Origin of the sequence: Chitinibacter sp. GC72, assembly GCF_009760905.1 — a bacterium.
In the GTDB taxonomy this organism is placed as follows: Bacteria; Pseudomonadota; Gammaproteobacteria; order Burkholderiales; family Chitinibacteraceae; genus Chitinibacter.
This window is the reverse complement of record NZ_VIRW01000030.1, coordinates 1-22,252: the sequence shown is the minus strand read 5'-3', so window position 1 is coordinate 22,252 and position 22,252 is coordinate 1. Positions and strand designations below refer to the sequence as shown.

Below are 22,252 nucleotides of genomic sequence, written 5' to 3'. Positions count from 1 at the left end.
ATGGCTATTTTGTGGCCAATATTTCAGGGCATGGCGGTTTGCAGAGCTGGCACGTACAAAAAGTGAATGCCTACGACAGCCGCCTGAAGGAATGGATGAGGCGTTTTCATGGCGTTGCGACCAAATATTTAGAGCACTACCTGGGCTGGCGCAGATTGCTCGACCGTTGCAAAGATGCGATGACGGGCGAGCAATTCTTGTTTCATTCCTTGCGGGAGGAATTCATCAACACATAATCTGAACATGGCCTTACTCATTCATGGTTTTTCAACCTGATCTAACAACAAAAAATCCCCTGCGCTCTAAATTGCTCGCGCACGCGATGAGTCAATTCAGTGCTCGGTGGCTTGGTGTCGCCCAGCTCGTACTTCAGCCCCAGCTCGGCCCATTTGTTTTCGCCCATTTTATGAAAAGGCAGCACTTCTACCCGTTCCAGCACACCGGGGTAAGCCTGATTCAGTTGCGCCAGATAATCAGCCAGCTTCTGCACGTCGACCTCATCATCAGACCAGCCGGGCACCAGCACATAGCGTAGCCAGATTTTTTTGCCCATTTTAAATAGCCGTTCGGCAAAATCCAGCGTTGGCTGCAGCGGCTTGCCGGTTAATGCTTCATATTTTTCCGGGTTCATCTGTTTGATGTCGAGCAATACCAGGTCGACATTGTCGAAATAGGCGTCGGGTAAATGCGCAGCCAGAAAACCCTGGGTATCGAGCGCGGTATGCAGCCGCATTTCCTGTTTGGCGCGGCGGAAAATTTCGCCAATAAAATGCGCTTGCATCAGCGGCTCACCACCTGAAATGGTCAAGCCACCCGCTACACGCAGAAAACTGGCGTATTTGCCAATTTCCGCCACGATGGCGTCCACAGTCCACGGCTTGCCCGTATGCAGCTTCCAGGTATCCGGGTTGTGACAATACAGGCAGCGGAACTGGCAGCCAGATACAAACAGCGCAAAGCGCATACCCGGACCATCGACCGCTGCGCCCGTTTCGATTGAATGCACGTAGCCAAATTGCTTGCCATCGGCATCGAAGGCGGCGGGTACAATCTCGCCCAACGGCTTGCCGGGCGGCTCAATGAGTTCGACAGGGGTCATGATTATGCTCTTGGAAATCTCGTGAATATGGGCGATCTTGCGGCGCAGCAATAAAAAAACGGATCGCCAGGATCCGTTTCCTTTAGACCGGCATCTGAGCTTAACACTTTTCGTGAAAGGTCCGGTTAATGACATCGAGCTGCTGCTCGCGCGTTAATTTGACAAAATTCACCGCGTAACCCGATACCCGCACCGTCAGCTGCGGATATTTGTCCGGATTGGCCATCGCGTCTTCCAGTGTTTCTTTATTCAATACATTCATATTGAGATGAAACAATTGCGCCATTTTTCTTTCCTTGTAGGTATATAACTACAGAGCAATCCAGTATTGGCTTGCAGGGCAATACCCTTATAGGGCCTGCCCTGCTCGCGACATTCAATTAACACCTCGCATGGAAGGTGCGGTTAATCACGTCCAGTTGCTGCTCGCGGGTCAATTTCACAAAATTCACCGCATAGCCTGAAACACGGATCGTCAACTGCGGATAATTTTCCGGATGTTCCATCGCATCCATCAAGGTATCTTTATTCAGCACATTCATGTTCAAGTGGAACAATTGATCTGGGCCTTCTTCGAGCTCAGCCAGTTTTTGGTCCACTTTGTCGGCGCTTTCACAGATCGAGCATTCTTCTCCATGTGGGCCAAACAAACCATCAATCGAAGCAGCCAGTGTTTTAACACGATCCGCAGCATTGTGGCCTAGCGCGTCTGGCGTCATTGACGCAGTCCAAGACACACCATCAAGCGCTGATTCGTACGGAATCTTCGATACCGAGAAACCTGCAGCCACGAAACCATTTGTGTCACGACCATTCATTGGGTTGGCACCTGGTGAGAATGGTGCGCCTGAACGGCGGCCGTCTGGCGTGTTACCAGTTTTCTTGCCATACACCACGTTTGACGTAATGGTCAGAACGGATTGAGTTGGCATTGAATCACGGTAGAACACGGGTTGCGCTTTGATTTTTTCCATAAACGCAGTAGATAGCCATACCGCGATATCATCGGCACGATCATCATTGTTACCGTAAGCTGGGTATTCGCCGTCGATTACGTAATCCACAGCTAAGCCCGCATCATTGCGCTTGATATGTACTTTAGCGTGCTTAACGGCAGACAATGAGTCAGCGGCCACAGACAGGCCAGCAATACCACACGCCATCGTGCGCAAGATGTCACGATCGTGCAGTGCCATTTCGATACGCTCATACGCGTATTTGTCGTGCATGTAGTGAATTGAATTCAAAGCGGTCACATAGGTTTTAGCGAGCCAGTCGAGCATTTTGTCGTACTTGGCCATCAATTCGTCGTACTCAAGTACGTCGCCTTTGATCGGCTCAAAGCCTTTGGCTACCAGTTTGCCGGTTTTCTCGTCCACACCGCCGTTGATGGCGTACAACATGGCTTTGGCCAAGTTCACACGGGCACCGAAGAACTGCATTTGTTTACCAACGCGCATCGCTGATACACAACAAGCGATGGCGTAATCATCGCCCCATTTCGGACGCATCAAATCGTCGTTTTCGTACTGGATCGCAGAAGTGTCGATTGATACTTTCGCGCAGAATTCTTTAAAGCCTTGTGGGAATGAAGTTGACCACAGCACAGTCAAGTTAGGTTCTGGCGCTGGCCCCAAGTTGTACAAGGTGTTGAGTACACGGAAGCTCGATTTGGTCACCAAAGTACGACCATCTTCACCCATGCCACCGATAGACTCGGTCACCCAAGTTGGATCGCCTGAGAACAAATCATCGTACTCTGGCGTACGCAGGAAGCGCACGATACGTAGCTTCATCACCAAGTGATCGATGTATTCTTGTGCTTGGGCTTCGTCGATGCGGCCTTCTTTGATGTCACGCTCGAAATAAATATCGAGGAAAGTCGAAATACGACCGATCGACATTGCAGCACCGTTTTGCTCTTTAACTGCAGCCAAGTAACCGAAGTACAGCCACTGTACGGCTTCTTGTGCGGTTGCTGCCGGACGGCTGATGTCAAAGCCATATTTTTTGGCCATGACTTTCAATTCGTTCAGCGCTTTGATTTGTTCGGCCATCTCTTCGCGCAGTCGGATCACGCTTTCTGTGAAGGCTACGTCATCCAATTCAGACTTCTCGCGTTTTTTGTCGGCGATCAAGAAGTCGATACCGTACAGCGCAACTCGGCGATAGTCACCGATAATACGGCCACGGCCGTAAGAATCCGGCAGGCCGGTAATCACACCCGAGCTGCGACACGCCATGATTTCCGGCGTATAGGCGTCAAACACGGCGTTGTTATGATCTTTGCGATATTTGGTGTAAATCTCTTCGATCTGTGGATTCATTTCGAAGTGGTAGGCCGTCAAGCCGTTCTGCACCATGCGCAAGCCGCCATTTGGCATAATGGCGCGGCGTAGCGGTGCATCGGTTTGCAGGCCGACAATGGTTTCAAGATTTTTGTTGATATAACCCGCATTATGCGCGGTGATCGTTGAGCCAAACTGGGCAGAGACTTCCAGCACCCCGCGCTTGCGCTCTTCTTTGAGCAAGGACGACAATTCAGTCCACAATTGGGTTGTTCGCTCGGTCGGGCCCGCAAGGAAGCTATCATCACCCAGATACGGGGTGTAATTCGCCTGGATGAAATCACGTACTTCGACTTTGGTTTGCCAGTCACCTGCGGCAAAATCACGCCAGGCGTCCAGTTGTGATTGATCCAAAGATTTGTCGATTGGGGCGTTCATGGGAATCTCCTTGTGGCGATGTCGGCTAGACATCATGGGCCAAAACAGCTTTTGGCGTGTTTTACCATTGCCCGGACGATACGGTATCGGCCGATACTAATAATGACATCAAACTATCGTAACAACTTGCACCCAAACAAACTTGATTCAGGTCAGTTTTTTCAGTTTGTTGTCGATCAAAACTGCCTACATTTGAATACTGCCAAAGCGGGATCGACTTAATACAGTCCTGATTTGTTACTGATATTCTATTCCTCTGACCAGCTGGAAGACATCGAATTTATTACTCTGGCATAGGTAAATATTGACACCTACCCTCAGCAGCGGCAGGAGCGACAATCAGTTTTTCCGCCCAGAATACCAATACCACAAAGAGAGTCCCAGCAAAGCGCCCAGCGCATTGGCCAGCATATCGGCCGGATCGAAGCTTCGCCAGGGTGTTAGACCTTGGGCAAATTCAATCAACACACCGAATGTCGTTGCCAGAGCAAAAGCCAGACCAATGCGGGTACGAACCCGAAAAATCAGAATCGCCAGGACGGCGTAGCCGATGAAATGCTGGATTTTGTCGCCATGCTGAATGCCGGGCGAGCCCGAGAGTGGCAGTAAAGAGCCAATCAACAAGGCCAGCAGCCAGATGATGAGCATCCAGTGGCGATAATTTATGGGCACAGATTGCAATTTCATTTTGATCGTCCTGATTTTAATAAGACCAATACCGCACCATCAGCGCCTTGTGCGGGCTTGGCTTGAGCAAAGGCCAGCACCTCGGATCGCTGTACCAGCCAGTTTTTCAGCTTAAGCTTGAGCACTGGCTGCCCGTCGCGTGAACTTAAACCCTTGCCATGGATAATACGCACGCAGCGCTGCTGCCTTTGTACGCAGCGATCCAGAAAAACAATCACTTTCTGGCGGGCGCTCTCGGTGCTCTCGCCATGTAAATCGAGCTCTGCCTCAATGTCATATTGCCCGCGTTTGAGCTTTCTCAGTGCATCCAGGCGCAAACCGGGCTTGGCAAAGAGCAACTGCTCAGTCGCACCCAGCTCATCCCAGGGCCAGAAGTCACTAATATCTTCATGCGGCAAAGCAAGCTGAGGCGCTTGCAACTTGGGCCATGGGCTTGCAGGAACTTGAGGGTGATCAAATTGGCCTGCCCGACTGATTGGCACCACCCCTTGCATGGCCTTAAGAAACAATTGCTCATCACTTAATGCTGGCTTGATCGTGGTTTTACGAATTGCACCTGCTTGCTCTTTAAGCCGTTTTTGCAATTGCTTGAGTTGATATAAGGTAGCTTTGTCCATGTGCAATCAGGCGAGTGTGTATAGTAAGATGGCAGTGCGTTGATATTATTTGATTGTGCAGAAAAAAATGCGTCTGGATAAATGGCTGTGGGCCGCCCGCTTCTTCAAAACCCGCTCTATCGCCAGCTCGGCCATCGAAGCCGGACATGTTAACCTGAATGGTGAGCGGGCAAAACCAGCCAGACAGCTCAAATTGGGCGATTGCCTGCTCATTCGCACCCCGCACGGCGAGTTTGAAGTCGAAGTCATGCAGCTAGCCGAACAGCGCTGCGCTGCAGAATTAGCCAAAACCCGTTATACCGAAACAGCCCGTAGCGTGGAAAAACGGCAACGCGACGCATTTGCCAAAGCACTGCAACCGAGCTTTGATCATCCGCAGATCAAAGGTCGGCCAACCAAAAAATGGCGCCGTCTATTAACGACGCTCGACCATTCCTGACCCAGAGTTAGAGAGCACGCATGCCTATCTATACCAAAAGATTGATTTATTTTGTCGCCCCCAATGCACAGACCTTTGCCGAACTGGGGCGACAGCTACAGTTTTTCGGGTTTGAATTCATGGTGTTCGAGCGCAATAGCGCCCTGCTGGCTGCGCTGTATACAGAAAAGCCCTCCATCGTGGTGCTTGACGAAAACGGAATGAGCGACAGCAGTGCCGAGCAATGCTTGCCCCTGCTGAAAAAGCTGTTCAAAGGGCCGATATTTCTTGCCAATCTGGGTATCAATCTGGCCGAGCAGCTCGCCTTCTTGCGCACAGGCGTTACAGACTTCATCAGTTATCCAATTCATTTGCAGACGCTGATCGACCGGCTCGATCACCTTGAAGAACTGGAACATATTCTGCCGTACAAGGTACTGCTGGTTGATGACTCGGACACGGTTGCCAAATGGGCCAGCTCAACGCTGAGCGGCGCGGGCATGATTGTTAAACATCTGGCCGACCCGCTCAAAATCATTGAATGGCTTGAGGAGTTTCACCCGGATATTCTGCTGCTGGATGTCTATATGCCTGAATGCCAAGGCGATGAAATTGCCAAGCTGATACGCCAGCGCCCGCAGTTTGACTCGGTGCCGATTGTGTTTCTGTCCACAGAAACACACCGAGGTCGTCAGCTTATGGCTCGCAGTATGGGCGGCGACGATTTTCTGGTGAAAAATATGGAAGCGGACGAGCTGATTGCGGCAGTAAGCATTACCGCCGAGCGCTATCGCACACTCAGACGCTGGATGACCCGGGATAGCCTGACTGGCTTGCTCAATCATACCAACCTGATTGAAGCCCTAAGCCGTGAAGTTGCCCGGGCACATAAAGAATCACGTCAGCTTTCATACGCCATGATCGATATAGATCACTTCAAGCAGATTAACGATCGCTACGGCCACAGTGTTGGAGATCGGGTCATCAAAAGTCTTTCGCGTTTTCTGAAGCAATCGATGCCTAACGCCGATGTGGTTGGACGTTACGGTGGTGAGGAGTTTGCGCTGATCTGGTCAGACCATACCCAGATCCGTGCAGCCCAAAGAACCGACGAGTTGCGCGCCAAGTTTGCCGAGCTGGCACAGGCCAATACCGATGGCCATTTTGTTGCCACCTTCAGCGCGGGCGTCGCCCAGCTGGAAGAAGGCATGAGTGCCCAGGAGCTGATCGATGCGGCAGACCAGGCGCTGTATCAGGCCAAAGCAGCAGGCCGCAACCAAATTGGCCTGGCGGCTAAAAAATAATCAACCTTTCCTGACGATCTCAATGCGCATTCACTACCGTATTCAACCTCTCGATCTCGCATCGCACCGCTTTGCCATTCAATTAACCATCGCCCAGCCCGACCCGGCAGGGCAGATTCTGCAGCTGCCATGCTGGATACCGGGTAGCTACCTGATTCGCGAGTTTGCCCGCCATCTGGTACGCATCAGCGCCAGCTGCACAGGGCAAACCGTGCCTCTAGAGAAACTCGACAAATCCACCTGGCAAGCCGCGCCCTGCCAAGGCCCGCTGACAGTGAGCTATGAGGTGTACGCTTTTGATCTGTCTGTTCGAGGCGCTTATCTGGATCAGACCCGGGCCTTTTTCAATGGCACCAGCGTCTTTTTGCAGGTGCAAGGGCAAGAGCATCTTCCTTGTTATGTTGAGTTTAATGCACAGGATTTCTCAGCCAATTCAAACTGGCAGGTCGCTACCGGACTCAAAGCGGAGTCGATTGATGAGGCTGGATTTGGCAACTATATTGCGTGCAACTATGACGAGCTGATTGACTGCCCGGTCGAGGTGAGCGATTTTGCATCGGTCGAATTCGAGGCGTGTGGTGTGCCGCACCGGATGGTGATTTCAGGTCGGCATCAGGCCGACCTGACCCGCCTGAGCCTTGATTTGAAAGCCATCTGCGAATACCAGATTCGCCTGTTTGGCGAGCCAGCGCCGTTTGATCGCTATCTATTTATGACCATGGCTGTGGGCGATGGTTATGGCGGACTGGAGCATCGAAACAGCACGGCACTGATTTGCAATCGTAGCGACCTGCCCCTGGCCGGTGACGAAGGAGTTTCGCCCGCCTACCGGCAATTTCTGGGCTTGTGCAGCCACGAATACTTCCATAGCTGGAATGTCAAACGCATCAAACCCGCCACTTTTGCCCCCTATGATCTGCAGCAGGAAAATTACACCACCCTGCTCTGGGCCTTTGAAGGCATCACCTCGTATTACGATGATTTGTGCCTGCTGCGCTCTGGCCTGATCGATCTGGATGCCTATCTGCAATTACTCGCTCAAACTGCCACTACAGTTTACAGGGGGTATGGCCATCAACGGCAAACACTAGAAGACTCCAGCATGGATACCTGGATCAAGTATTATCGCCCGGATGAAAATAGCCCTAATGAGCTGGTGAGCTATTACACCAAAGGGGCGCTGGTTGCCCTGTGTCTGGACTTACACATCCGCCAGCAGACGCAAAACCGGAAATCACTCGATCAAATTATGCAGGCTCTGTGGCTGCGTTATGGTCGGGACTTTGACCAACACGGACTCGGTGTTGGCGAGCAAGAATGGGAGGCATTGGCGGCCGAGGTAAGTGGGCTTGATCTGCAAGATTTTTTTGACCGTGCATTGCGCAGCACTGAGCCATTGCCATTGCCGGACTTGCTTGGCCATATCGGCATTGAAATGCAGAAGCGCCCTGCTTCAGGCGCGAATGATAAAGGTGGCTGGCAGGAGCCCATAGCCAAGCCAGCCTTGAGCTGGGGATGCCGCTATAGCGCCGATGCAGCCGGGATTAAAGTAAGCCATGTATTTTATGAGCAAGCCGCCTGCCGAGCCGGGCTGGCCGCAGGCGACGTCATTGTCGCGATTGACGGCTTGCGCGCCAATACGGCGTTGCTGGAGCGGCTATTTGCCACGCCAAATGCGGCTCAAACTCATGTGTTGCACATATTTCGACGCGATGAGTTGATGCAGCTGCAACTTGCACCGGAAATGTCACCCGCCGACACGATTGGATTTCGAATAAAAAAAGAATCCAGTCAGCAGGAAATAGATAACCTTTCCATATTCACCGGAAACTGATTGCGCACTGCAAAATACTGGGCTAAAAAAGCTTATTGCTTCACATGCGATAAACCTCACCAATGCCCAAGAAAGTCGCTTCTTTTGGCTTAAACTTCATCCGCAGTGCTCGGGCAAAAGTATTGCTGATCCTTTTTTTTCTCAATTTATTGATTTGCATCGGCCTAACAGCCAGTATCTATCAGCAATTATCCCAAGCTCTTTTTTCTGAGCTTGATGGTCGGCTGCAAACTGCCGCCGATGCAATTCCTTACATTCTACCCGATCATTATATTGAGGCCGCCACCGAAAACCCGCCACGGCAGTTGGGCAGTTATCTGGAAAATACGGCACGCCTGGACCAGTACGCGCAAAATTCCGGTTTGCGTTACCTATATGTACTCAGTCTGGATGGGCATGGTCAGGTCGTCTATCTGGCAGATTCGGCCTCACCCGCAGAAATAGCCAAGCAGCACTTTGGCCGCTTTTATCAACGCTATCAAGATCTTGAACAACACACCCTGAACGCGTTAAAAACGGGTGAAACCCGCTACGGCCAACTCAAAGATCAATATGGCCATTTTCGTTCCTTGTCACTGATACGCCAAACCAGCAAGGGGAAAAACTACCTGCTGGGTGCGGATCTAGCCTCCAGTACGGTCAATCAGCAGTTGTGGGGAATTCTTTCCAAAACCTTGTGGCTGGGCTTTGCCCTGCTGATAATAGGCTCGATTGTTTCCTGGCTTTTGGCATCCAAGCTAACAGAGCCGCTACGCCGTTTTAGCCACGCAGTACAACGTTTTACACTGGGCGAATTCGATTTGCGCATGCCAGTCAAATCGCGCGACGAGTTGGGCAATCTGGCAACCGCTTTTAATGCCATGGGCGACGCACTCACTGCCCGTGAACACCTGCTCAGACAATTGGCTTTTGTCGACCGGATTACCGGCCTCCCCAATCGCACGCGTTTTGTCGAAATCGTTCATCAGCACATTGGCAATGCACCGCCGCCCTTTGCGATTGCCATGATGAATATTGCAGACTTTCACTATGTCAATGATTGCTTCGGTTTCTCCGAAGGAGACAATGTATTAAGGGCTGTAGCAGACCGCTTAACACTACTTAAACCACTACCAGTGCTGGCGCTGGGGCGCGTATCAGGCAATGACTTTCTGCTTTTGCTCCAGTGCCGTGACCAAAATGAGCTGGCCGAGATCATCAGAAAAATCGAAAAAGTGCTATCGGAAGCGATTGTCATTGATGATCATCGGGTAAATCTGGCCATGCGCTTCGGGGTAAGCTGCTACCCAGAGCACGGCCAAGACCCTGAAGCGCTGCTACGTCAGGCTGAAATCAGCATTTTTTCTGCCAAGGAAGAGTGTCAATTCTGTATTGTTTACTCGCCATCACGAGAGGTGGATAGACAAAGCCAGTTCACATTGATGGGAGATTTGCGCGAAGCGATTGAAAAAAATCAGCTGATTGTTCAATACCAGCCCAAAATCCTGCTCTCAGACATGCACGTACATGGGGCTGAAGCGCTGGTGCGCTGGCAGCACCCGGTCCGCGGATGGATCCCACCCAACTTATTCATCACCTTTGCCGAGCAATCAGGCAAGCTGCGCACCATTACCGAGTGGGTAATCAAGGATGTTTTGCGACAGCAACAGGAATGGCAATCAATGGGGCTGGATATTTGCGTATCCGTTAATGTGGGTGTGGGTGATGTTGAAGACGCGCAGTTTGTTGATTTTATTGCCCGTCAAATTGCCAATTGTGAGCGTGGCATCAATTTGTGCCTCGAAATTACCGAAACAGGCGTGATGAGACAACCCGATCTGATGCTGCAAAATCTGAATCGCTTGCGCCAGCTGAATATCAAACTATCAATTGATGATTTTGGCACAGGCTATTCCTCGTTTGCTTATCTGGCCAAGATGCCGGTTAACGAGCTTAAAATTGACCAGACCTTTGTGATGGCGATGAATAGCACATTCGAAAGCATATCCATTGTTCGCTCCATGATCGAGCTGGGGCATATTCTGGGTTTGAAAGTGGTTGCCGAAGGGGTTGAAACGCTAGCTTGCTGGCAGGCACTCTCGGTGATGGGTTGTGATGAGATACAGGGCTACTTTATTGCCCAGCCGATGAATGCAAGTCGCTTTACCGATTGGTTGCAACATGATTTACAGCAACTCAATCTATTCTCGCTTCCCAATATGGCTGATAAGCTGTAACCCCCATTTACTTAACGCTGACGCAATCATTGATAGTCACTGCGGTATACTGGGTGCAAGACCAACTTACCGCAAGGCAATACACAATGCGCCCATCACAACGCCAGCACAATCAACTCAGAGAAGTTCGCCTCACCCGTCAATATACCTGCCATGCCGAAGGCAGCGTACTGGTTGAATTTGGTCAAACCAAAGTCATTTGCACTGCCAGCGTTGAGGAAAAAGTCCCACCTTTCCTTAAAGGCAAGGGCGAAGGCTGGGTCACAGCCGAGTACGGCATGCTGCCACGCTCAACAGGGAGCCGGATGAAACGCGAAGCTGCGGCAGGCAAACAGAGTGGGCGAACCCAGGAAATTCAGCGTTTAATCGGTCGCAGCTTGCGTGCAATCGTTGATCTCAAGGCTCTGGGGGAGCGCCAGATCACGATTGATTGTGACGTAATCCAGGCCGACGGCGGCACGCGTACGGCCAGCATTACTGGCGCCTACGTGGCCCTGGCCGATGCAATCAATGATCTGGTTAAGAGCGGAAAATTAAGCAGTAGCCCCATCCGCGAAGCCGTTGCGGCCATTTCGGTGGGCGTAGTTGGCGACACCGCAGTGCTGGATCTTGATTACGTAGAAGATTCAGCCTGCGAAACAGACATGAATGTCGTGATGACTGCCTCAGGCAAATTCATTGAAATTCAAGGCACCGCAGAAGGCGAGGCTTTTAGCCGGCAACAAATGAATGAATTGCTTGATCTGGCAGAATCTGGCATTTCCCAGCTTGTTCAGTTGCAGCAACAAGCCTTGGTCAGCGTCTAATCATTCATCAAGCGTTGATGAGTGGACAGACCTTAGCTCAGATCACTCATCACGCCCTGCATGGCTCTTTCCAGCAAGGAACCTTCCAGAACCAAGCGCTTCATTTTGCCGTCCCTAATTACCGCTTCGAGCTCAGACGCCAAAAAGGCCTGTCCCTTGACGTTTTTGTTGGTAAACAAATAGCGGGTACCTTGAGGACTAATCCACGACAGGCGCAGACGCACAATCTCGCCTTCGCCGAGCGCAAAATCAACCCACTCCCCTTTTTCGGGCAAAATGGACTTGGCTCGATTGCCCTGCGATGGATCAGGCGCAATACAGTCATCGACGCTGCTTAATACGCGTAATTCTTCGGGTTTGCTTGATTGGGGCGATTGTGTCGGTGCCTGTGTACTACCCAGTTTAATGCCGTTGCGAATCGCTGCTGCATGACATTGAACCAGATCAGAGAAAAAATCCTGTGCCTGAGCCTTGCTCAAGCCAGTTTCCACGGCGCCCTCTTCCAATGTTTTGAGCATGGTCGGTAGCAAATTCACCATTTTAAACCGCTCATCCGGCCCGGCCTTGGGCTGAACGCTCCAGAGCAAATCATCCATCGCTTGCAAGCGCCTAGCAAATTCAGGCTCGGATTCACCCTGTAGACCATAGGCCAGTTGCAAGGATTTGACCCAGGTACGATTCAAAAATTGGACTATTACTTCCGGAGCATCCTGATGTGCCGACAAGCGCTGCACAACCAATTGTTCGGCTGTCACCTGCGCCAGTTCAGCGCATTCCTTGGCAGCCAATTCATCTGCCTCGGCAGAAATCAGTTGTGCTGCGAGTTGCTCTTGCTGCTCAACCAGTTTGCGCAGTTGCTGCAAGGCATCGCTAAATACAGTGATATCTTTGTCATACTTGCGCAGCAGTTCGTTAACAATAGCGGCCAAGGCATCGTAGCGCGGCATCCCCGTTTCTAGGTCTTGGGCATCCAACGACGCATAAGCCAGCTCATCAAGAAAAAGCCGGGCCGGGTGTGACTTCTGAGAGAAAAAACCTGTATCGAGCATGCCCACCTTGAGTACGGGAATTTGCAAGCGCCCAATCAGACTCTTCATTGATGGAGAAAGCCGTGGGTCACCAAAAATATGCTCAAACAGCATCGACACCAGCTCAAGCGTCATCGAATCGAGCTGAGGCAATTGCTTCGCCCAGCCCGAATCACGCAACATACCCAGCAGATTGTGCGAAATTGGCCCACCATCTTCATGACTGAATGCGTCGTGCGCAGGCGCTTTCCTTTGCAGGATATCCAAAAAAGACAGCCAGCCATCGGCATGACGCGCACCACCCATTGCTGATTCATCAGCCTGAGCCGCCATCATTCGCCGCCCTTGTGAGAGCAGATTGAAATGATCGCTTAATTGTTCAAACCGCTGATGCGCAAGCAAGGTTTCATCGGCACTATGGCTAGCCTCGGCACGGCTACCTTGTGTGGCACCAGAGGGGCTGGCAAGACCTGAATCACGTGCGTTCTGTGACACTGCTTTGCGGGTGGAACGCCTTTGATTACGCGGTAAAGGTTCTACATTTTGAGCGATCAAATACTGATTGATTTGGTGGTAGACATTGGCGACCTGGCTGCTTAGTTCATTTTCGAACTTCTGCATGGCAACCAGCCGGGCATCCACGCCAGTTTCAAGCTGTTTACATGCTTGCAAAAAGGCATCACAAATCGCCTCTGGCGACATCGGATTAGCTGATTCATCGTCTTTGGAAGCCAGCAGCCTTGCAAAGCGCATTTCAAGCTGATCAAGCTCTTCCCCGCCTTGTGATTTGATGCGTTTTACGATTTTGTCCGCGGTCAGATTTTCTTCATACTCTTCATTGGCAACCAGGCTGAGTTGATCCGGATCGGCATTTACATAGAAAAACTTCTGCTCCGCCTCGCTTTTTTGCTGCACATTTTTATTGAAAGCGACACTGAGAAAGCTGGCAAATTGTGCAGCCAATTTGGCACGCTTGTTATGTGTTTCGATGCGAGCGGCAAAGTAATCGTCGCGCTGCTTTCGATCCAGACTTTTGTCTGCCAGCTCGAAATAGGTATCTTCAAGTTTGGCAAAGAAATTATCCAGCGATTCGGTCAGCATCTTGATTGCCAGATCGCGGCACGCGAGCAACATGGGATCCTGAGTTTCAAGATGAGGGTTTCGTGGCATTTTGCTGTGTGGCTTTGGCTGGATCATGGTATCACCCGCTTTTTGACGCATCTGGCATATATATTAGCAAACAATAATATACAACAGTCTACCGTTAGTCACGTGGCTTCGCCATTTCAGCGCTTTGAGCAACAATTCTTTGCTCTGACAAAGAAAAACGCATACTCAAACGAACGCGCCATCGCCAACAAAACCCAAAAGGACATACCCAATAATCCTAGTAGAGATTCGCTATTTTAAGCACTAAAGTGCAAGAAAATCTGACCCAAAGGCAGTCACTATGAAAAGCGTCGAACGATTCACTGCATTGATTGAATGGCTGCAACAACAGGGTCTACAGCAGCCGGCAAATCTTGTTGAACAATATTTTGGCGATATTCCTGACGACGAATGGCGACAGCGCGACATCACTGACTGGGGCGGCGCATTGCTGGCACACTGGCGCTTTGGGCAGCATCGCACTGCAGCACAAACACTGATCCGTATTTACAACCCCAATCAGGCCGAACATGGCTGGCAATGCAGCCATACCGTCATTGAAATCGTTGCTGACGACATGCCTTTTTTGGTTGATTCGGTGGGTATTGCGTTGAGTGCCTTGAAATACAACGCTCTGACTGTAATACACCCTGTACTTCTTCTTTCTCGAGATCAGGCAGGTCTGGCAGATGCCTTAAAAACCACGGGCATCAAAGAATCCTGGATGCACTTTGAAATTACCCGGATCAGTCAGCCCGACCAAATTTCCGCACTGTACGAACAAATTGCAACGGCACTCGCGGCAATAGGGGCATCGGTTAGCGACTGGAAAAAAATGGCTGATTGCGTCACTGACCTGCTCGAAGACTTTAGACACAAGCAGCACGCCCAACCCCAGGCCATTTTGAAGGAAAGCGTTGCGTATCTAGAGTGGCTGCTGGCGGGGCATTATGTCTTTCTTGGTCTGCGTAAATACCAGTTCGTCGACGGACAATTAATGTTGCAAGCCAATAGCGGGTTGGGTATTTTGCGCGACCAGGGCGTACCTGAGGTATCCAAAATATGGTCCAGCCTCAGTGATGAATTGCGCTCGATCGCCTACGCCAATGAGCGGGTGCTGATGCTCACCAAATCCGATCGGCGCTCGATCATCCACCGTCCAGCTTATCTGGATACCGTCCTTGTGCGGCAGTACGACGAACAAGGCCGCATCGTTGGCGAAACCAGAATCGTCGGCCTGTACTCTGCCAGCGCCTATACAGCTCAGCCCCGTCAAATTCCGGTTTTACGGCAGAAAATCGAATCGGTTATCCAGCAAAGTGGTGCTGATTTGTCGGGTTACCGAGGGAAAACGCTGCTCAACACGCTGGATACCTACCCGCGCGACGAGCTGATCGAAATTGAAGTCCCCGAGCTGAGCCGGATTGCACAAGGCATTGTGTCGCTGCACGAGCGCAGCCGTGTTCGCGCCTTTTTCCGGGATGATATTTACCGCCGCTACGTCTCGGTCATGGTATTTGTGCCGCGTGACAACTACAGCACCGAAGTGCGCGTCAAGATTGAAAGCCTCCTGCTGGAAAAACTCTCGGGCTACAGCGCAGAGTACACCGTCCTTTTGGGGGATGCGCCGCTGGCGCGGATTCAATACATCATCCGCCGTCCGCCAGAAGCCCGCAGCGCTTATGACGCTCCTGCCATCGAGGCACAGATTGCCCAGCTGGCGCAGCGTTGGACCGATGCGCTGCACCGGGAGTTGATCCATGCACACGGCGAAGAGCGCGGCGCCCAACTGTATCAGCTTTACCATGCGGCATTTAATGCGGCTTATTGCGCCGATTTTCTACCCAGAATTGCAGTGCACGACATTGATGCGCTTGAACAAAGCCGAAGCCAGAAAAAACTGACCGTGTCCTTGGGCGCAGGCAATGTGCTCGATGCCAATATCTGGCGCATCAAGCTGTACCGGCATCAGGCCATTGAATTATCAGATTGCCTGCCCCTATTGGAAAACCTGGGCTTGCGCGTACTTGATGAGCGCCCTTACCAGATTCACTTGCCGGCTGGCGAGTCGATGTGGATTATGGATATTGGCGTTCGGCTCCCCAAAGAAGCTTCACTGGAAACGCCACAAGAACGCCAACGGCTGGCCGACAGTTTTATCGCGCTATTTAATAACGAAGCCGAAAATGACAGCTTTAACCGCCTCACCCTGCTCGCTTCGCTGAACTGGCGCGAAGTGTTGGTGCTACGGGCCTACGCCCGCTTTTTAAAGCAGTTGGCGCTGAAATACGCGGTCGAAACCATCGCCGACTGTTTGATCAAATACACCGCACACAGCAAACAGCTGGTGAATGCCTTTATGCTTTTGCAGCACCCTAGCGAGCATCAGGAAGGGGTGGCTGAAATTGTGCTGGAAGAAATTGAGCAGGCAGCCAAAGTCATGCCCAATGTGGATGAAGAGCGCATCCTCAGCGGGTTTGTGCAGGCAATTCGTGCCACAGTGCGCAGCAATTTCTTCCAGCTCGGCAATGGCACCCATAAGCCCTACCTATCCTTAAAAATTGCCTCGCCCCAGATCAGTTTTATGCCGCAACCGGTCCCCATGTGCGAAATATTTGTCTACTCGCCGCAGGTAGAGGGAGTGCACCTGCGCGGTGGCAAGGTGGCTCGTGGCGGCTTGCGCTGGTCGGACCGACGCGAAGACTTCCGTACCGAAGTGCTGGGTCTGGTGAAGGCGCAAATGGTTAAAAACACCGTTATTGTTCCTGTTGGCTCCAAAGGCGGATTTATCGTCAAAAATCAGCCACTTGAGCGGGATGCTTTAATGGCTGCAGGAGTAAGCTGCTACCAAACATTTATCAGCGGCCTGCTTGATCTGACCGACAACCTACAAGACGGCACAGTCATTCCGCCAAGCAATGTTCGTCGCCGTGACGGCGATGACCCCTACCTGGTAGTGGCAGCCGACAAGGGCACGGCAACCTTTTCCGACATCGCCAACCGCATCGCTCAGGACTATCAATTCTGGCTTGATGATGCCTTTGCCAGTGGTGGCTCGGTTGGCTATGACCATAAAAAAATGGGCATCACCGCCCGTGGAGCCTGGATTTCAGTCGAGAGATCGTTCCGCGAGCTGGGGCTAAATACCCGCAGCGAGCCATTTACCGTTGTCGGCATTGGCGATATGTCGGGTGATGTATTCGGTAATGGCCTGTTGCGCTCGCCGCACACCAAATTGGTGGCAGCATTTGATCACCGCCATATTTTTATTGACCCCAATCCTGATCCAATGAGCAGTTTCATCGAGCGTGAGCGCCTGTTTGCCTTACCTCGCTCAGCCTGGGCCGACTACGATACCAAGCTGATCTCCGCAGGCGGCGGCATCTGGCCGCGCACCGCCAAAAGCATTGTTCTCTCGAGCGAAATGAAGCAACTGCTGGACACTGACGCCGAGCAACTCGAACCCAATACACTGATCCAGCTTATCCTGAAAGCGCCGGTTGATCTGCTCTATAACGGCGGCATCGGGACTTACGTAAAGGCCAGCACGCAAAGCAACGCCGAAGCGAACGATAGGGGCAACGATGCTGTGCGTGTCGATGGCCACGACTTGCGCTGCCGGGTGATTGCCGAAGGCGGAAACCTAGGCTTTACGCAGTTGGGCCGCATCGAATACGCCGCCAACGGCGGGCGCATTCATACGGATGCAATCGACAATTCAGCCGGGGTTGATTGCTCAGACCATGAAGTCAACATCAAGATTCTGCTTGGCAATCTAATCGCCAGTGGCGACATGACGCTCAAGCAGCGCAACGAGTTGCTGGCCAGTATGACCGATGAGGTCGGGCAGCTGGTCTTGCGCGACAATGAATTGCAAACGCTGGCTATTTCACTCGAGCACCGGCACGCAAAATCATTGCTCAGCGTGCACGCACGCATGATGCAAATACTGGAAAAAACCGGAAAACTCTCGCGCAGGATCGAATATCTGCCCAGTGATAGCCAGATCGCAGAGCGTCAGGCTGCAGGTCTTGGTTTGTATCGGCCCGAACTGGCGGTGCTACTGGCCTACGCCAAGCTAGTGCTAAATCAGGATTTGCTCACAGAAACACTGGTCGATCAAGAGCGCTGGAATGAGCGCCTGGAATACTATTTCCCTAGCCCGCTCCGAGCCCAGTTTGCCGACGCCATCACGCGTCACCCATTGCGGCGCGAAATCGTGGCTACTCTGTTAACCAACCATGCCATCAATCGGTTTGGGATTAGCTGTGTTTTCAGGTTACAAGAAGAAACCGAGCACAGTGCCAGCGAAATTGTTGATGCGCTGTTGACCGCACAAAACCTGCTTGATGGCGAACAACTCGCTTGTGATGTGGAGGCACTGGATGGCAAGGTGTCCTCGGCTGTGCAAACCGAGCTGCAACTGCAAATTCGCCGTTATTGTGAACGCGTCGCTCGCTGGTTGCTACAACACCCGCTCACACCGGCAGAAAGTGAGCATCTGCATGCCTGCGCTGCACTGACACTACCCAAAGCGCCGGAGTGGCTGGCATCCAGCCCGCGCTATGAAGCGCAAAAGGCCCAGTTGCTGGCCGATGGTGTGCCCGGCGGATTGGCAATGAATGTACTGGTTCTGCAAGAAATCCAGCCCTTGCTTGAAATGGCGCGACACGGCAATGACACCGGGCAATTAGCAGAAAGGCTTAAATTGCATCTGGCATTGGGCGATTTGCTGGAGTTCAACTGGCTGCACGGTGCAATCGAGCAATTGCCACGCGACAACCGTTGGCAAACTTTGGCACGCATGGCCGTGCGGGACGACCTCAGTCAGCTGCAGGCATCACTGACCAGCCATGTCTGGCAATGTCACGGGCAGGCCGATTGCCTGATGCAATGGCAAAGCGACAATAAAGTCGCCATTGATCGCATTGCCGCCATGTTCAAAGAGTTGCGTGGTCTAAACCCAGATCTAGCGATGATTTCTGCCGCAATCAGGGAGCTGCGGCATCATTTATGCGCCTGAAAAATTGCCCACAAAAACAGGCTCCGGGCTGATATAATTGACGGTTTTGCACCAGCGGAAAGCGGATCATCGCATGGAAAGCGAACAGCTAAACCAGATTGAAAATCAGCTCAAAGAGCTAGCCTCACGCGCAGACGAACTCAAGCGCTACCTTGACTACCCGACCAAAGTGGATCGGCTCGAAGAGGTTGTACGCCTGTCTGAAGCACCAGAAACATGGAACGACCCGAAAAAAGCCCAGGAAGTGGGCCGCGAGCGCAAATCGCTGGAAGACATTGTTCTGGTTCTTGATCGCGTCACCGGCGGCGTTGCCGATGCGCTTGAGCTATTTGAAATGGCCAAGATGGAAGACGACTTTGGCACCGTCGAAGTCATCGCCGCAGATTACGCCGAGCTGGAAGCCGAAATTGCCAAGCTGGAATTCCGTCGGATGTTTAGCAACCCGATGGACCCAATGCCGTGCTTTATCGACATTCAATCGGGCGCCGGCGGTACTGAGGCGCAAGATTGGGCTGGCATGCTGTTGCGCATGTACGTTCGCTATGGTGAGCGCAAGGGCTTTGGCGTTGAAATCATGGAGCAATCGGATGGCGACATCGTCGGCATCAGCCAAGCAACGATCAAGCTGACTGGTGATTATGCTTACGGCTTCTTGCGCACCGAAACCGGCGTACACCGTCTGGTTCGCTGCTCACCGTACGACTCAAACAACCGCCGCCACACTTCGTTTGCCTCGGTGTTTGTCTATCCTGAAGTCGATGATAGTTTCGAGATCGAGATCAATCCGGCCGACGTTCGTACCGACACGTATCGCGCATCGGGCGCAGGTGGCCAGCACATTAATAAAACCGACTCGGCCGTTCGTTTGACGCACATTCCAACCAATACCGTCGTGCAATGTCAGAACGATCGCTCGCAGCACAAAAACCGCGACGAAGCATGGAAAATGCTGCGCGCCAAATTGTACGAGCTGGAATTGCGCAAACGGATGGAAGCGCAGCAATCGCTGGAAGCGACCAAATCCGATATCGGCTGGGGCCATCAGATTCGCTCCTATGTATTCGATCAAAGCCGCATTAAAGATCTGCGTACCAGCTACGAGGTGGGCAATATCAAAGGCGTTATGGATGGCGACCTCGATGGCTTTATTGAAGCGAGCTTGAAACAAGGCGTTTAAGCATTAATGCGGCAGATACATGCAAGTGTATCTGCCGCAAGACTATACACACATTAATTTGCAGGCATATACCTCATGTCAAATCCAAATACAGAAGAACAAGTTGTTCAGCAAGACGAAAATCAAATCATCGCCGAGCGCCGCGCTAAATTAGCCGCGATCCGCGAAAAAGGCGTTGCCTTTCCGAATGATTTCAAACGTGAACATTTGGCGGCTGATTTAGCAGCCCAGTACGGCGAGATTGAAAAAGAACCGCTCGAAGCACAAGCGGTGGCGGTATCTGTCGCTGGCCGTATTATGCTCAAACGCGTCATGGGCAAAGCCAGCTTTATCACCATTCAAGACGTTTCTGGTCGTATCCAGTTCTACATCAGCGGTCAAGCCGTTGGTGAAGACGTTTATGCCGGCTTTAAAACTTGGGATATGGGCGACATCGTTGCGGCACGCGGCACTTTGATGAAAACCAAAACCGGCGAATTGTCAGTACATGTGTCTGAATTGCGCTTGTTGACCAAATCGCTGCGTCCATTGCCAGAAAAATTCCACGGCCTGACTGATCAAGAAACCAAATACCGTCAGCGTTACATCGATTTGATCACCAACGAGCAATCACGCAATACCTTTATCAAACGCTCGAAAATCGTTCAACGCCTGCGTGAATTCATGGTTGAGCAGCGTTACCTCGAAGTTGAAACGCCGATGATGCACAGCATCCCGGGCGGCGCGACGGCCAAGCCTTTCGTGACGCACCACAATGCGCTCGATATGCCACTGTACTTGCGGATTGCGCCTGAGCTGTATCTGAAACGTCTGGTTGTTGGCGGCTTGGAACGCGTATTCGAGATCAACCGCTCTTTCCGTAACGAAGGCATGAGCACGCGCCACAACCCAGAATTCACGATGATCGAATTCTACGAAGCGTACGCCGATTACCAGCGCATGATGGACATGTCAGAAGGCATTATCCGCGCTTGCGCGATTGAAGCGACTGGTCACGCTGTCGTTGAATATCAAGGCAAAACGGTTGATTTGTCGAAACCGTTCGCACGTTTCACGATTGCTGGTGCGATCAAGCATTACAACCCGGAATACACCGACGAACAACTGAACGATCGCGCATTCCTGAAAGCCGAAATCGCGCGTTTGGGCGGCAAACCAGTACTCACCGATGGTATCGGCGGCCTGCAACTAAGTCTGTTCGAAGAAAATACCGAAGGCAAATTGTGGGAGCCAACCTTTATCGTTGATTACCCGGCCGAAGTATCGCCACTGGCACGTGCATCGGACACGCAAGCGGGCATTACCGAACGCTTCGAGCTGTTTATCGTTGGCCGCGAACACGCCAACGGCTATTCCGAGTTGAACGATCCGGAAGATCAGGCCGCGCGTTTCCAAGCTCAGGTTGACCTGAAAGAAGCTGGCGACGACGAAGCCATGCACTTTGACGCCGACTACATCCGCGCACTCGAACACGGCATGGCGCCAACCGGCGGCTGCGGTATCGGCATTGACCGTTTGGTGATGTTGCTAACCGACGCACCAAGCATTCGCGACGTGATCTTGTTCCCGCAAATGCGTTTAGAAGATTAATCGCTAGCCTTCACGGAAGACCATTAAGCCCGTATAAAACCTAGGTTTTACGGTAATGCCGTTCACTTATGGTCTGTTTTCATGATTTTTCGTGCCGGATAGCGCTTCGCTAGGGCTTTGACAACACGGGGGCATTCACGCCCCCGTCGTTGTATGGGTAGTAATAATTCCCCCAGCCGCTCACGAAGATGATGCAATTGTTTCGGAATCTTGCCCGGACTATTGGTCGCCAGCCAACCCCATTCATACTGCAAATAGCCCAGTGCCATTTGGAAGCTCAGATCGGTCTCTGCAGCGCCTACTTCTTTTGCCACCTCGGCCATTTCTATTGTAAGCATCCAGCTGGCCCACATTGAATAGCCGTATTGCTCCTTGAGATGATCGTGTCCACGATAAACTTAGGTGGACACATGGACGCTATACTCCCACTTCAATCAACACCCAGTAGAGCTCGTCGCAAGCACAGCCCCGAGTTTAAGGCCGCTGTGCTGGCAGCTTGTCACCAACCCGGTGTTTCAGTCGCAGTCATCGCGCGCCAATATGACCTCAACGATAACATCGTACATAAATGGTTGGCC

At 51.9% G+C, this 22,252-nt stretch carries 15 protein-coding genes and 2 pseudogenes; 10 read left to right on the top strand and 7 right to left on the bottom strand.

Annotation, left to right across the window (positions count from 1 at the left end):
• A pseudogene (locus FLS37_RS15805) lies at window positions 1-236 on the top strand (hypothetical protein); the annotation flags it as partial.
• A 41-nt stretch (window positions 237-277) separates the two neighbouring features.
• On the opposite strand, the gene pflA reads toward FLS37_RS15805, so the two are convergent.
• From pflA to FLS37_RS15780, 5 genes and pseudogenes are all read right to left on the bottom strand, one after another.
• Window positions 278-1,099: a pyruvate formate-lyase-activating protein gene (gene pflA, locus FLS37_RS15800; protein ID WP_157670936.1), complete on the bottom strand. Its 822-nt coding sequence runs from the start codon at window positions 1,097-1,099 to the stop codon at window positions 278-280.
• A 100-nt stretch (window positions 1,100-1,199) separates the two neighbouring features.
• Window positions 1,200-1,373 (bottom strand): annotated as a pseudogene (locus FLS37_RS15795) (glycine radical domain-containing protein); the annotation flags it as partial.
• A 106-nt stretch (window positions 1,374-1,479) separates the two neighbouring features.
• Window positions 1,480-3,825, bottom strand: a complete 2,346-nt coding sequence (pflB, locus tag FLS37_RS15790; protein ID WP_157670934.1) for a formate C-acetyltransferase — start codon at window positions 3,823-3,825, stop codon at window positions 1,480-1,482.
• A 339-nt stretch (window positions 3,826-4,164) separates the two neighbouring features.
• The gene (locus tag FLS37_RS15785; protein WP_157670933.1) at window positions 4,165-4,512 is read right to left on the bottom strand and encodes a VanZ family protein; all 348 of its coding nucleotides are present in this window, start codon (window positions 4,510-4,512) and stop codon (window positions 4,165-4,167) included.
• Complete coding sequence (locus FLS37_RS15780; protein ID WP_157670932.1) at window positions 4,509-5,129, bottom strand: Smr/MutS family protein; 621 nt, start codon at window positions 5,127-5,129, stop codon at window positions 4,509-4,511. The genes FLS37_RS15785 and FLS37_RS15780 overlap by 4 nt, the downstream gene beginning before the upstream one ends.
• A 67-nt stretch (window positions 5,130-5,196) precedes the next feature.
• On the opposite strand from FLS37_RS15780, the gene FLS37_RS15775 reads away from it, so the two are divergent.
• The 5 genes from FLS37_RS15775 (at window position 5,197) to rph (ending at window position 11,707) form a co-directional block, all read left to right on the top strand.
• A complete protein-coding gene (locus FLS37_RS15775; RefSeq protein ID WP_157670931.1) occupies window positions 5,197-5,568 on the top strand; it encodes an RNA-binding S4 domain-containing protein in 372 nt (123 codons plus the stop codon).
• A 20-nt stretch (window positions 5,569-5,588) separates the two neighbouring features.
• The gene (locus tag FLS37_RS15770; protein ID WP_157670930.1) at window positions 5,589-6,851 is read left to right on the top strand and encodes a diguanylate cyclase; all 1,263 of its coding nucleotides are present in this window, start codon (window positions 5,589-5,591) and stop codon (window positions 6,849-6,851) included.
• A gap of 22 nt (window positions 6,852-6,873) precedes the next feature.
• Window positions 6,874-8,685 (top strand): M61 family metallopeptidase, encoded by a 1,812-nt coding sequence (locus FLS37_RS15765; RefSeq protein WP_198314680.1) that lies wholly within the window; start codon window positions 6,874-6,876, stop codon window positions 8,683-8,685.
• Window positions 8,686-8,807: 122 nt separating this feature from the next.
• The gene (locus FLS37_RS15760) at window positions 8,808-10,901 is read left to right on the top strand and encodes a bifunctional diguanylate cyclase/phosphodiesterase (protein WP_198314679.1); all 2,094 of its coding nucleotides are present in this window, start codon (window positions 8,808-8,810) and stop codon (window positions 10,899-10,901) included.
• Between the two features lie 86 nt (window positions 10,902-10,987).
• The gene (rph, locus tag FLS37_RS15755) at window positions 10,988-11,707 is read left to right on the top strand and encodes a ribonuclease PH (protein ID WP_157670928.1); all 720 of its coding nucleotides are present in this window, start codon (window positions 10,988-10,990) and stop codon (window positions 11,705-11,707) included.
• A gap of 32 nt (window positions 11,708-11,739) precedes the next feature.
• Here the strand turns inward: rph and FLS37_RS15750 are convergent, their stop codons facing one another.
• Window positions 11,740-13,869: a DUF1631 family protein gene (locus FLS37_RS15750; protein WP_157670927.1), complete on the bottom strand. Its 2,130-nt coding sequence runs from the start codon at window positions 13,867-13,869 to the stop codon at window positions 11,740-11,742.
• A 316-nt stretch (window positions 13,870-14,185) separates the two neighbouring features.
• Between FLS37_RS15750 and FLS37_RS15745 the strand changes: the two genes are divergently transcribed.
• From FLS37_RS15745 to lysS, 3 genes are all read left to right on the top strand, one after another.
• Entirely contained in the window at window positions 14,186-18,907 is a 4,722-nt protein-coding gene (locus tag FLS37_RS15745; RefSeq protein ID WP_157670926.1) for an NAD-glutamate dehydrogenase, read from the top strand.
• 73 nt (window positions 18,908-18,980) lie between these two features.
• Window positions 18,981-20,084 (top strand): peptide chain release factor 2, encoded by a 1,104-nt coding sequence (gene prfB, locus FLS37_RS15740; protein ID WP_157670925.1) that lies wholly within the window; start codon window positions 18,981-18,983, stop codon window positions 20,082-20,084.
• Between the two features lie 75 nt (window positions 20,085-20,159).
• Window positions 20,160-21,674, top strand: coding sequence for a lysine--tRNA ligase (lysS, locus tag FLS37_RS15735; RefSeq protein ID WP_157670924.1), 1,515 nt, complete (start codon window positions 20,160-20,162; stop codon window positions 21,672-21,674).
• Window positions 21,675-21,736: 62 nt separating this feature from the next.
• On the opposite strand, the gene FLS37_RS15730 is transcribed toward lysS, so the two are convergent.
• Complete coding sequence (locus tag FLS37_RS15730; protein ID WP_157670923.1) at window positions 21,737-22,027, bottom strand: hypothetical protein; 291 nt, start codon at window positions 22,025-22,027, stop codon at window positions 21,737-21,739.
• A gap of 24 nt (window positions 22,028-22,051) precedes the next feature.
• Between FLS37_RS15730 and FLS37_RS17180 the strand changes: the two genes are divergently transcribed.
• The coding region (locus tag FLS37_RS17180; protein ID WP_157670412.1) for a transposase at window positions 22,052-22,252 on the top strand (201 nt) is incomplete at its 3' end.

Excerpts from the sequence above, each read along its gene's own strand:
- pflA (WP_157670936.1), bottom strand. The coding sequence starts at position 1,099 with ATGACCCCTGTCGAACTCATTGAGCCGCCCGGCAAGCCGTTGGGCGAG.
- pflB (WP_157670934.1), bottom strand. The coding sequence starts at position 3,825 with ATGAACGCCCCAATCGACAAATCTTTGGATCAATCACAACTGGACGCC.
- FLS37_RS15785 (WP_157670933.1), bottom strand. The coding sequence starts at position 4,512 with ATGAAATTGCAATCTGTGCCCATAAATTATCGCCACTGGATGCTCATC.
- FLS37_RS15780 (WP_157670932.1), bottom strand. The coding sequence starts at position 5,129 with ATGGACAAAGCTACCTTATATCAACTCAAGCAATTGCAAAAACGGCTT.
- FLS37_RS15775 (WP_157670931.1), top strand. The coding sequence starts at position 5,197 with ATGCGTCTGGATAAATGGCTGTGGGCCGCCCGCTTCTTCAAAACCCGC.
- FLS37_RS15770 (WP_157670930.1), top strand. The coding sequence starts at position 5,589 with ATGCCTATCTATACCAAAAGATTGATTTATTTTGTCGCCCCCAATGCA.
- FLS37_RS15765 (WP_198314680.1), top strand. The coding sequence starts at position 6,874 with ATGCGCATTCACTACCGTATTCAACCTCTCGATCTCGCATCGCACCGC.
- rph (WP_157670928.1), top strand. The coding sequence starts at position 10,988 with ATGCGCCCATCACAACGCCAGCACAATCAACTCAGAGAAGTTCGCCTC.
- FLS37_RS15750 (WP_157670927.1), bottom strand. The coding sequence starts at position 13,869 with ATGTTGCTCGCGTGCCGCGATCTGGCAATCAAGATGCTGACCGAATCG.
- FLS37_RS15745 (WP_157670926.1), top strand. The coding sequence starts at position 14,186 with ATGAAAAGCGTCGAACGATTCACTGCATTGATTGAATGGCTGCAACAA.
- prfB (WP_157670925.1), top strand. The coding sequence starts at position 18,981 with ATGGAAAGCGAACAGCTAAACCAGATTGAAAATCAGCTCAAAGAGCTA.
- lysS (WP_157670924.1), top strand. The coding sequence starts at position 20,160 with ATGTCAAATCCAAATACAGAAGAACAAGTTGTTCAGCAAGACGAAAAT.
- FLS37_RS15730 (WP_157670923.1), bottom strand. The coding sequence starts at position 22,027 with ATGTGGGCCAGCTGGATGCTTACAATAGAAATGGCCGAGGTGGCAAAA.